Below are 12089 nucleotides of genomic sequence, written 5' to 3'. Positions count from 1 at the left end.
GAAACCTCAGCAAGCTGAAACGGGGCACATCTGTGCCCCGTTGTTTTTTTCATAAGCATAATGCTGCCTTGCAGCGTATCGGGTTAAAAAATTCCATCTCCATAACGGGTAGTCCTGCCCACCTGCGATTCTCCGCCGTTCGTGCCGCCGACGATCTGGTAATCGACGCCGTCGAAGGTAATGTTGAAGGGAAAACCAGCGGCTTGCGTCCAGCACCAAACGTAGGCCATGGTGGAATAGCCGTGCACGATGCCGGTGGCCGCGTCGAAATCGGAAAGGCCGTCGATGCGGGATGCCAAAGCCCTGCCCTCGCCGGAATAGATCGTTTTGGAGGCGACGGCGTCGGCGGTGTACACCTTCCAGAAAGTTCGGGTAACGGTATTGGTGACCGTATCGGTGTAGATGAATTTAGCTACCCAGAGTTTGTGCTCGAGGTCGAAAACGGCTTTGGTGGCCCAGGGATCGGAAATCGTTTTGGGCGTGCCGCCTTCGTGGAACACGAAGACTTGCGGGGGAATGACGGTCACTTTTTCGCTGGCGGTCGGCGTAGGCAATGTGGACGAGCCTTTGGCGGCCATCAGCGAGCCTTTGATCGTCTTTTCCACGATGGTTTCGGGTGTGGATTTTACCGTATTCCAGTTGGAAAATACCTGGTCGAAACGAACGGCGCCGTTATGCACGAGGGCGTACGTGCGCTGTGTTCCTTGTGGCGAAGTCCAGGTGAATTCGGCGATTTCCGCACCCAATGCGAGCAGGGAGTCCGCCATATGACCGGCCGTAGCCTGGAGGCTTTCGCGGTCGGCGGCGGCAAAATCGCTTAAAGCACGGAAGGCCGGATTTTTCATCGAGCCGGGTAAAAGATACACGGCTTTGCCGGACAGGAACAGCGATTTGGACGCAGCGGCATCCGCTTTCGGCAGCAACCGGTAACTTTGCGGCTGATACGGCGATTGCCGGAAGGTGGATTTCCATTGATCGAATGCGGCGGAAACCTGGGTTTGCAACGTATTTTCGGCGGGTGATCCGGGCGTGGCGTCGTTGTTTTTCTGACAAGCGGCCGTAACGACGAGGGCAAGCAACGGCAAGCCCTTGTAAAGGGAATTCTTCATGGTAATCGTGGAAGTGGATTTCTTGGGTTAAATAATTTATTTTAACTAAATGGCCATTAGTTTCATAAATATAATAGTATTACCCAGCTATTTATTAATTATTTTAATTATTAAGGAAGAAATTCACGTTTACTTTTCATGTAGATGAGAAAAAGCATTGAAACCCAATCATTCTGAAATTTGCCGGTTACAAAAAAGAAAACCGGCAAGCTTTCGCCTGACCGGTCCCTTTACCAATTCAACGTTAATGAACTATTTCGATAAGGTAAATGCTGGTAGTTGGATCAGCGCACCGCCTTGTTGAGCAGATGCATGCGCCAGGATACCCACGCAGGTAATATTGGCCGATTGTACGGCGTTCGGGTATGGCTGCGTCCCGGTTTTGAGGGCATGCAGGAACGCGTGTACCAGGTGCGGATGCGAACCGCCGTGGCCACCGCCCTGTGTGAACGACAGGTGTTGATGATCGTCTGCATCATACACCCCCTGCCGCGTGAACGCCTGTATCTCTGCCGGCAACAGGTGCGCGAAATCGGGGCATTCCGTTTCTTCAGGGATTTCCGGCTCGGGGCGCTTGGCCGTATGCACCACCAAAGGCCCTCCTTCGATCAGCGGCCATTCCACCGACTTTTTCGATCCGTACACTTCGAAGCTTTCGCGGTACTGGCGCGCCACATCGAACAGGGATCGGTAAATATGCGCGCCGACGTCGCTGTTCCGGAATTTGATATGGGTCGTCTCCACCGCAAACGGCGATCCGTAAAAACCATGCATCTCCTCGCGGATGGTACCCGAGCCGAAGCAGGACACGTATTCCGCTTCGCTGCGCATCAATCCCAGCACTGGCCCCACGCAATGCGTAGCATAATACATCGGCGGCAGGCCCGGCCAGTAGCCCGGCCATCCGTCCATATCCTGCTGGTGACTGGCTTTGAGGAACTGTACTTTTCCCAGTTCGCCCTTATCGTACAACTCCTTCATGAAAAGGAACTCGCGCGCATACACGACGGTTTCCATCATCATATAAGTCAGGTTCTTTTCCCGGCTCAGCGCCACGATCTCCTCGCACTCTTCCACTGTAGTGGCCATCGGCACCGTGCAGGCAACGTGCTTGCCGGCGCGGAGCGCTTTGATGGACTGCTGTCCATGGTCGGGGATGGGCGTATTGATATGGACCGCGTCGATATCCGGATCGAGCAGCATTTCGTCGAGATCGGTATACCGCTTTTCGATATGAAAGGCATCGCCGATCTCGTCGAGCTTGGCGCGGGTGCGCTGGCAGATGGCCGCCAGTTTCGCATCCGGATGTTTGAGATAGATGGGGATGAACTCGGCGCCGAACCCCAGTCCGGCGATGGCTACGTTAATAGGTCGGTTATACATGGCTCATTGTTTGAAAAGTTGTTGTAAAAAACGGATGCCTTCGCGGGCGAAAGTATCCTGGTCGGGCGCGCGCTGCTTCCAGATACAAACCGCACCGGCCAGTTCCTGCACATCGGGTGTAAAGCTTTCGATGGAAACCACACCGCTGTAACCGGTCTCCTGCAACGCATCGCGGAGCGAATGCCAGGGCGTTTGTCCCGTTCCGGGAATGCCGCGGTGGTTTTCCGATACCTGAACGTGCGTAAGCCAGCTCCCTGCCGTGCGAACGGCTTCGCCCGGGTCCGCTTCTTCGATCGACATATGGAAACTATCCAGCCCCACGCCCGCCGACGGATGCTGCAGTTCTTCCGCCATGCGGCGCGCATCTGCGGCGGTATTCACGAGGTCGGACTCGAAACGGTTCAGCGGTTCGATGGCGAGGCGGACGCCTTCCTGCCCCGCGATGCTACATACTTCCCGCAAGCCTTTCACGGCAAGGTCCCACTCCGCCTTACGCTGCGCTTCCGGCAGCTGGCGGGCTTTCCCCACGGCGGAGTACATGGGGCCGGCAAAAACCGGCGCGTCCCATTCCGCGCAAAGCTCCAGGCATTGCCGCATGTAGGCGATGCTGGCTGCGCGAACGGAGGCGTCTGCATGCGTGAGGTCCCTCGATGGACCGAAAGCGCCGCAAACAATGGCTGCAAGGCCGGTTTCTTCCAATGCGCGGCGCACGGCCTGCGCATCGATCTGTTCCGGGTATTCCACCGGAATTTCCACCGCTCCGAAACCCATGTCGCGTATCTTGAATAAAAGCGGGATGGAATGGGTGTTGAATGGAGACGTCCAGAGCCAGGTGCTAGCGCCCAGTGTAATGTTTTGCATGATCATCTGTTTTTTCCGGGTGCGCCCGGCGGATGCGGGAGCGGTCTCCTTGCCGCTCCCACCCTTCCGGGAACCTGTAAACGTGGAATATCAAAATGTGGATTAACGTACTACTTTCATGATGCCGTTCATGATCGACCAATGGCCGGGGAATGTGCACACGAACGGATAATCGCCCGGTTCGCCGGGCACCTTGAAGCGGAGCACGACGGTTTCCTGCGGGTTGACGAGCCGCGTGGAAAACAGTACTTCCGGCATCTGGGGCACATAGTTCATTTCCGCGCCATGCGGATCGGCAGCCAATTTGTTGGCCGCCTGGCCCACCTTCTGCAACGATCCCGGCGTAACGATGACGAGATTATGCTGCATGAAATCCGGGTTCTCCAGCACCACGTCCACCACCGTACCGGCTTTCACCGTAAACGACGCCTGGTCGTATTTCATCTCGTTCTGGATCACCTTCAGCATCACCGTCTGGTCTGCCTTTCCGGCGGGTGCACCGGCTACGGGCGCATCTTGCCGGTTGAGGTACGTGTAGGCGAACGTTTCGGCCAGGCCGCGTTCGGCGAAGAGTTTGACGCCTTCGCCGTTGAAGATTTTCTCGACATCATATTTCCACTCGCCCGCCAGCGGGATCTTCTTTCCACCGGCTTCGAGGTACATACCATCGGGTTTTCCGTACATACCGCCGCCACCACCTGTATCGGTCACTTTAACGGTGATGACGTTGCGGCCGGGCTTGAGCACTCCGGCGCGTATCGTGTATTTCCGCGGTTCGGCCCATTTCTTTTCCGTTTTGCCGACGGATGTCCCGTTTACGAAAGTTTCATCGGAATCGTCGATGGGCCCGAGGGAAAGCGTTGCAGCAGATCCTGCGGCGGCGGCCGGAACGTCGACCACCGTGCGGAACCAAACGATGCCGTCGATCGCGAGGCCGGCATTTTCGATGTATTGCGGAAGGCGCATGGTTTTCCATTTCGTGTCGTCGATATCGGTTACCGAACGACTCGCATTTTCAGCGGCCTTTTCACCGAACCCGGGATGCTCCGACATAAACGCAGCGATGAACCCTTTGCGGTGGTGCGCCGCCGCGGCATACAATCCTTTGGCCAGCCACTCGTCTCCCCTGACGGCGGGTTCCTTGCTCAAGTTGTACAGCGCGTGCCCGAGCGTGTCCGACGCCGGGATCCCCGCCACTGCCACGAATGCGGCCAGCCGGGTATTCGCATCTTTATCATGCAGCACGCCGGAAGCCAGCAACTGCTTGTCCGTCCACCGGTGGCGGGCCATGATCTGGATGGCCGCTTTGCGCACCGATGCATCTTCGTGCCGCAGGGCTTTCTCCACCGTTGCGCGATGTTTCCCTGCGGCGCCGAGCCCGTCGATGGCCCAAAGGGCATGCAGTGCGGCGGGGGCCTTTCCTGCGGCCAGTTCAGCGAGTTTCGGCAATGCGGCCGGATCTTTCTTTTCCACGATGAGCCGCTGGGCGGTCATCCGCCAGAAGAGGTTGTCGTGGTTAAGGGCATCGAGGTTAGATGCGGTGTTCCCGAGTTGTATTTTGGTGGATGGTTTGGCATTTTTATGTACCACGCGCCAGATGCGGCCATGGGTTTTATCGCGCAGGGGGTTTTCATAAGCATTCCCCTTTCCGTTGACCGCCGCATACCCGCCGCGTTCCACCGTGGGCGTGGGATTGTGCTGCACGATGAAGTTGTACCAGTCCAGCACCCACACGGCGCCGTCGGGACCGGTTTTCGCTTCCACCGGGCTTACCCATTCATCGGCCGAAGCAAACAGATTCCAGCCGTCTTTTTCCTTAAAACCGGCACCGTCTTTTTCGATGCGCGCCACATGCACGAGGTGCCCTGTCGGCTCGCAAACGAACGCTACGGACTGATATGCCGCAGGATATTGCGAAGCGGTATAGAAAGAATGCCCCGAAGCGGCGGTGAACCCGCCGAAAACGTCTACCTGCCGCACATGCGCCGTTACCGGGTGCATGGCATAATGCCCGTCGATCTTCGTGCTTCCGGAAATAGCAGCGCCTTCCACGCCATTGAGCGCGGCGTTCGGGATGCCGACGAATACGCTGTGGGTATTATTGGCGGTGGATGCGAAGATATCGTTGGCCGCGTTGAAACCGAAGCCCCAGGTGTTGTTGCTCGTCGGCGTGACGAATTCGAAGTCGGACACGTCCGGCCTGAAACGGTACACCCCTTGCGAAAAATCCCGGAATTGCCCGCCAGCATTGCCTTTGAAGCCGGAATACCCTACCGTTCCCCAGATATGGTTGTCCATACCGTATTGCAGGTTCGAGGGGCCGGCGTGGGTATCGAAAGTCCCCCATCCGCTGATCAAAATTTTTCTTACGTCGGCTTTGTCATCCCCGTTGGTATCCTGCAAAAACAGGAAATGCGGGGCCTGGGAAACGATGATGCCGCCATTGGCGAAAACGAGGCTGGTGGGGATGTTGAGCTTGTCGGCGAAAACGGTGAACTTATCCGCCCGGCCATCTCCATCCGTATCTTCGCAGATCTTGATCCGGTCGTCGCCCTCGCCTTCGGTGTTGCGGACGGTGTTGGGATAATCCACCGTTTCGATCACCCAAAGCCTTCCTTTCTCATCCCAGGCCATGGCGATGGGATTGATGATATCGGGTTCGGAAGCGAACAATTGCAGTTCGAATCCCGGCGGTACCTGTATGAGTTTCGCAGAGGAATCCGGGCTCAGCGGCAACTGGAACCGCGGCGCCGGATCGCGCTTTTCGTAGTTGGGTATGTTGGCCTCGTCGCGGTACTGCAACGTGGGCATGGTGGCACGGAAAGCTTCCCAGTTTTTGCGGGCTTTATCCCCGGCCGCCCACAGGATGCCGTTCTTTATTAATTGCTGGAATCCGGGGGCCGACCAGGTGCGCTCGTCGTGCCCGTAAGCCGTGTAGAACACGCGGCCGCTTCCGTATTCTTTTACCCAGGTCCAGGGCTCGTTGCGGCCGTTCTCGGGGCGTTCCTGAAGCACGGTACGGTCGTCCGACAAATGATCGTGAACATACGTTTCATCCCAGGTCGTGAAAGGTTGCAGGCCTTTCGTGACGGGGTGCGTGGTATCGAGCGTGGTGACGTTGAAAGTGGCCGTGTCGTGGGATTTGAATTGTCCGCCGACCATTTTCACGAATGCTTCCGAGTTGCGGAAGCAATAGCTGGCGCAGTGAATGGGAACGAAACCCTTGCCCCCGCGAACGAAGCCGAGCAGCGCAGCTTCCTGGGCCGGGGTAATGGAATCGTGGTTCGCATATAACATTAATACATCGAAATCCCGGAGGGTTTCTTCGTTAAGGACATCCGGATTATCCGCATAGGTGAACTGGATACCTTCCGTTGCCAGCGCGGAGGCCAGGATGGGCATGTACCGTTCGGAATGGTGATGGGTGGACGGATGACCGAGAAATAATACCTGCAGCGGCCCCTGCGGCGCTTTGGAACAGGCCGTCAGGAACAGGACGGTCAGCATCAGGCTTAAGACGTGGAATCGAAGTTTCATTGGTTGTCGTAATTACATCCCAAATTGCAACTTAAAAAAAAGACGCCATTCCTCGATTATGTCGGATTCAGACTGTATTTTGTCATGAATTTCGATTTATTACCTTTATCAGGACAAAAGACAGGTAACATGAAAGCCGTTCAGAAAGCCCGCATATCGCCGGACAGTGCATTTGCCGTGCAGCACCTGCATGCGCCGCATTTCGATCATAACTGGCATTTCCATGCGGAATACCAGTTGTTCGTGGTGCTGGAAGGCACCGGCACGCGGTTCATCGGCGATCATGTGGAGCCTTTTGCGCCGGGAGACCTCGTCTTTACCGGGCCCGACCTGCCGCACCTCTGGCGCAGCGACCCCGAGTATTTCGAGGGAGACCGCGGCCGGCAGACGGAAGGCGTGGTGATTTATTTCCATGAAGACCTCCTGGGCGCGGCGCTCCTGTCCAAAAACGAATCCCTCCGTATCCGGCAATTACTGACCCGGTCAACGAGGGGCATCCAGTTTACCGGGGCCACCCAGCAGGAAGCATCCCGCAGGATGCAGGAACTGCCGCAGCTGCGCGATTTCGACCGGGTACTGGCGCTCCTGCAGCTGCTCGACCTCCTGTCCCACTCCGACCACTACCGCCTCCTGGCCGGCGCCGGCTATACGAACGCGCTCAAGGCTGAAGACACCGAGCGCATGAACAGCGTGCATGCATACGTCATGCAGCATTTCCGCGAAAAGATCAGCCTCGGCGCCGCGGCCGCGCTGGCCAATATGACGCCCACATCCTTCAGCCGCTATTTCCGTACCCACGCCAACAAAACGTTCTCCGATTTCCTCAGCGAAATCCGCATCGGCTACGCCTGCAAACTCCTCCTCGAAAAAGAGATGGATGTAGCCCAGATCGCCTATGAAAGCGGCTTCCAGACACTTTCCAACTTCAACCGGCAATTCCGCGCCCTCACGTCGTACAGTCCGCTCGCCTACCGCCGCGCCTATTCCGAATCGGGATACCCCGCACAGGGTATGCCCAGAACGGAAGGCTGACAAACTTGTTTGCGGATTTTCCCTGCTTTGTAATATAAGTGTAAAACATAATTTAATACAACGTCCCGTTGCAGTGACGGGAGGTACTTTACCGCCGAGGCATCATGTCAACCGAACTGTATGCATGTAACCCATTGAGCAAAGCCACGTCAGATAGCGCATCCAACTTGAACATGAACCCTGGCCGAGTTTGTAGATAACGATAAGCATTCATCAACCAATTAATACGAACCCTCATGGTCTACAAAGCCCTGTGCCGTTCCATGCGAACGCGCCGAACCCTGTCCTTTTCATTACAGGCCCTCATCCTGGCCACCACGCTTCTCTGTTCTGCAGTATGGCGGTCCGCCTCCGCACAATCCATGGAAATGAAGGTGAACGCCGCCAATCCGAAGCTGCCCGACTGGGTACGGCTCATGTACGGCGAAAATCCCGATCCGGAAAAAGTGACGGAAGCGTTCGAGAAGTATTATGAAACGCATCCGTTCGTCAAGAACGAATACACGCAGTATTACAAACGCTGGCTGCGCGAAGTGAGCCGCAACCCGTATTCCTCGCCGCCCGACAAAGGCCCGAACGAGAAAGACCGCCAGCTCGGCCGCGCTTACCTGCAGCGTTCGAACGAAGCGGCACAGCTGCGCGCCCTGAGCGGCGTCGCCAACTGGACCTGCGTAGGGCCCATCAATTTCGACAACGGCGCGTCCGGCACCAGCTATGCTTCCGGAGCGGCGCATGTGTACACGGTGGAGCAATCGCTCAGCAACACCAACGTACTGTATGCCGGCACGGCCAACGCGGGATTGTTCAAGTCGACGGACAAGGGCCTCAATTGGACGGCCCTCACCGACAATATGCTCGTGAGCAGCATCCTGAGCGTGGAGATCGACGCGCTGAACGCGGACATCGTCTATTTCGGCGGCGCCAGCAGGCTCTACAAAAGCACCAACGGCGGCACGAGCTTTTCCCAGGCCGGCGATGCTACGTTCAACAGCGTCAACCATACCATCAACGACATCGTCTCCCGGCCCGGTTTCAACAACACCCTCTTCGTGGCGTCTAACCAGGGGCTGTACCGCTCACTCGATGCAGGGGCTAATTTCACGCAGATCATGACCGGTACTTTCCAGGAAGTGGAATTCAAGCCGGGCAGCAATACCACGGCTTATGCCATCCGGCAGACCGGCGTAAAAACAGAATTCTATAAAAGCACCGACGGCGGCGCCACCTGGACGATCAAGACGACAGGCTGGCCCAACCCCACCGCTTCCGGCGAAGAGCAGAAACGCACCGAGATCTCCGTGACGGCAGCCAACCCGAACATCATATACGCCCTCGCAACGGGCGCTGCGAACGGCGGCAGCGGGCTATACGGCGTTTATAAAAGCACCGATTCGGGGGAAAGCTGGTCGTTCTCCTGCTGCGGCACCGGCCCCGGCGGCGTGCCCAACGCCACCACCAACAAGAACCTCATGGCCTGGGCAGACGACGGCTCCGACGACGGCGGCCAATATTACTACGACCTCGCGCTGGACGTAGACCCTGCCAACGCCAACAACATCCAGCTCGGCGCGGTGAACCGCTGGGTAAGTACGGACGGTGGCGCGAACTGGACCTGTCCGGCCAAATGGAGCCATTCCAACAAAGTGAACTACGTGCATGCAGACATTCACGACATCCGCTTTTACGGCAGTGATCTCTGGATCGCCTGCGACGGCGGGATTTTCTACAGCAACGACGGCGGCGCCAACTTCCAGATACGCATGAAAGGCATCAAGGGGACGGATTTCTGGGGATTCGGCGTCGGCAACTGGGAAGGCAACAATGTGATGGTTGGTGGCACGTATCACAACGGTACCCTGCTGAAGGATAACAACACCTATACCGACGGCTGGATCAGTACCGGCGGGGGCGACAACTACCTCGGCGCCGTTTCCTACGCCAACGATCGCATCGTGGTATTCGATTACGGCAGGAAACAGCTGACGGGCAGCAGGGGCACGGCTCCTATCAATCTTCCCAACGGCAAGCTGCCCAACCGTTCCTACACCATCGGCCAAAGCAGCGACATCATCTGGGATGCGCAATATTACAACACGATCTGGCTGGGAGAAGGCAATGCGCTGTGGAAGTCGACCGATCATGGGGCTACCTATTCATCGGTATATGATTTCGGGGAAAAGATAGGATGCATTGCCGTGGGGTACCGCAATCCTTCCATCATGTACGCCGCTACGCTGGGTACGGTAAAGAAAGTGATGAAAAGCACGAACGGTGGCAGCAGCTGGACGGACGTAACGCCCACAGGGCTTTCCAGCAGCGGCGTAGCGTTCGACATTACCATCAGTGCCACCAACCCCGATCACATCTGGGTGGCGCGCGTGAATTCGACCGTAGACGGGCAGAAAGTATACAAATCCACCGACGGCGGCGCTACCTGGACCAACCTCAGTACTACATTGCTGAACGGCGAGCAGGTGACGGAAATCATCCATCAGCGGGGCACCAACGGCGGCGTTTATATCGGCACGAAGCGGTCGGTCTATTACCGCAACAACACCATGGCCGATTGGGTCCTCTTCAACCAGGGCCTTCCCGCGCTCACGTTCTGCACCCGCCTGGCGATCGATTATAAAGACGCCAAGCTCATCAACGGCACCAACCGCAGCGTATGGGCCAGCGACCTTTACGAAACCTCACCCCCGGAAGCCCTCATCGCCGTAGACGCGCCCACCAAAACCGTCGGCGATACCGCGCGCTATTACAACAATTCCGCGCAACAGGTAACCAGCGCAGCTTACAGCTGGAGCTTCCCCGGCGGGTCGCCCGCCACCTCTACCGCCCGCAACCCGAAAGTGGTGTACAGCGCTCCCGGGCAGTACAATGTTTCGCTCACGGTGACGGACGACCAGGGCAACAACAGTCTTACCAAAACGAATTTCATCACCATTACCGGCGGCAACGGGCTGATCGACAGCGCCATCTACGAGCTCAAGCCCAGCCACGGCCTCACGCGCAACCTCAACGTGACGGGCGGCGGCACGGCGGACGAAACCAACGTAGACATCCTCACCGACAACAGCGCCAATTACCAGCGCTGGCGCCTCATCAACGTCGGCAGCGGTTATTACAACCTGAAGCCGCAGCATGTTACCGGGAAAGCGCTGGACGTTTATGCCAACGGAACGGCGAACGGGACCAATGTGCAGATGTACGCCGAACATACCGGCAACTCCCAGCGATGGAAGATCGTCAACGTCGGCGGCGGGCTGTATAAATTGCAGGTAGCCAACGACCTTACCAAAGTCATGGAAGTGGCGGGCGGCGCCAACGCAGATAATGCGAACGTACAGATCGGCGCGGATGCCGATCTCGCCTCGCAGAAATGGCGGTTCGATATCATCTCCGCTCCCGCCTGCGGCGGCGGCACCGTTCCTGCCAAAAGCAACTGGAGCGTGAAGTTCGTATCCTCGGAAGAGCTCACCGGAGAAGGCGCGAACAACGGCCGGGCGATTCACGCGATCGACGGGAATACAAGTACTTACTGGCACACCGCCTGGTCTACTTCCACGCCCACCCATCCGCATGAGCTGCACATCGACCTGGGCGCCTGCGCCACGATCGGCAGCATCGGGTACCTCCCGCGACAGGATGCCGGAACCAACGGCACTATCACCGGGTATGAAATTTACACCAGCTCCGACGGTGTGAACTGGGGCACGGCTGCGGCTTCCGGCACCTGGCCATCGGGCGGCAAATCGGAGCGCACGGCCACTTTCACGGCGCGCAATGCACGGTTCGTACGGCTGAAAACGCTTTCGGCCGCCAGCAGCGGCGCATGGGCCAGTGCGGCGGAAATCAACGTGTACGCACCTCCGCCGGTGGTCGTGCAGGATTCCGTGCAGACGGGCGCAGAGAAGGTTTCCGTGGTGCGCGTATACCCGAATCCCGCCCAGCAATACCTGAACATCCAGCTGCCTGCCGGCGCAAAACTGCCGGTGAAATTCTGGGTGCATAACATGGACGGCAAACTGCGGCAATTCGGCATCCTTCAGCAAACCACCCACCAGCTGAATACCGCCATGCTGCCGAACGGCATGTACATCCTCACCATCGAAACACCGGGCGGCAGGGAAACTTCCCGCTTCGTGATACAACGGTAACAGGAAA

At 57.5% G+C, this 12089-nt stretch carries 6 protein-coding genes; 2 read left to right on the top strand and 4 right to left on the bottom strand.

Annotated features, from left to right (window positions below):
- Positions 1–83 precede the first annotated feature (83 nt).
- From ACQKLP_RS12580 to ACQKLP_RS12565, 4 genes are all read right to left on the bottom strand, one after another.
- Complete coding sequence (locus tag ACQKLP_RS12580; protein ID WP_427323098.1) at positions 84–1109, bottom strand: hypothetical protein; 1026 nt, start codon at positions 1107–1109, stop codon at positions 84–86.
- Between the two features lie 252 nt (positions 1110–1361).
- A complete protein-coding gene (locus ACQKLP_RS12575; protein ID WP_427323097.1) occupies positions 1362–2492 on the bottom strand; it encodes a Gfo/Idh/MocA family protein in 1131 nt (376 codons plus the stop codon).
- A gap of 3 nt (positions 2493–2495) precedes the next feature.
- A complete protein-coding gene (locus ACQKLP_RS12570; protein ID WP_427323096.1) occupies positions 2496–3353 on the bottom strand; it encodes a sugar phosphate isomerase/epimerase family protein in 858 nt (285 codons plus the stop codon).
- A gap of 102 nt (positions 3354–3455) precedes the next feature.
- Positions 3456–6890, bottom strand: coding sequence for a PVC-type heme-binding CxxCH protein (locus tag ACQKLP_RS12565; RefSeq protein ID WP_427323095.1), 3435 nt, complete (start codon positions 6888–6890; stop codon positions 3456–3458).
- A gap of 129 nt (positions 6891–7019) precedes the next feature.
- On the opposite strand from ACQKLP_RS12565, the gene ACQKLP_RS12560 reads away from it, so the two are divergent.
- Both ACQKLP_RS12560 and ACQKLP_RS12555 read left to right on the top strand, forming a co-directional pair.
- The gene (locus ACQKLP_RS12560; RefSeq protein WP_427323094.1) at positions 7020–7922 is read left to right on the top strand and encodes an AraC family transcriptional regulator; all 903 of its coding nucleotides are present in this window, start codon (positions 7020–7022) and stop codon (positions 7920–7922) included.
- A gap of 263 nt (positions 7923–8185) precedes the next feature.
- Positions 8186–12082: an RICIN domain-containing protein gene (locus ACQKLP_RS12555; protein ID WP_427323093.1), complete on the top strand. Its 3897-nt coding sequence runs from the start codon at positions 8186–8188 to the stop codon at positions 12080–12082.
- The last annotated feature ends 7 nt before the right edge of the window (positions 12083–12089 follow it).

This window comes from Chitinophaga sp. NPDC101104 (assembly GCF_050277495.1).
GTDB lineage: Bacteria > Bacteroidota > Bacteroidia > Chitinophagales > Chitinophagaceae > Chitinophaga.
The sequence above is the reverse complement of the archived record's forward strand: the minus strand, read 5'-3'. Positions and strand labels throughout refer to the sequence as shown.

Coding starts and splice junctions, on each gene's coding strand:
- ACQKLP_RS12580 (WP_427323098.1), bottom strand. CDS start 1,109: ATGAAGAATTCCCTTTACAAGGGCTTGCCGTTGCTTGCCCTCGTCGTT.
- ACQKLP_RS12575 (WP_427323097.1), bottom strand. CDS start 2,492: ATGTATAACCGACCTATTAACGTAGCCATCGCCGGACTGGGGTTCGGC.
- ACQKLP_RS12570 (WP_427323096.1), bottom strand. CDS start 3,353: ATGCAAAACATTACACTGGGCGCTAGCACCTGGCTCTGGACGTCTCCA.
- ACQKLP_RS12565 (WP_427323095.1), bottom strand. CDS start 6,890: ATGAAACTTCGATTCCACGTCTTAAGCCTGATGCTGACCGTCCTGTTC.
- ACQKLP_RS12560 (WP_427323094.1), top strand. CDS start 7,020: ATGAAAGCCGTTCAGAAAGCCCGCATATCGCCGGACAGTGCATTTGCC.
- ACQKLP_RS12555 (WP_427323093.1), top strand. CDS start 8,186: ATGCGAACGCGCCGAACCCTGTCCTTTTCATTACAGGCCCTCATCCTG.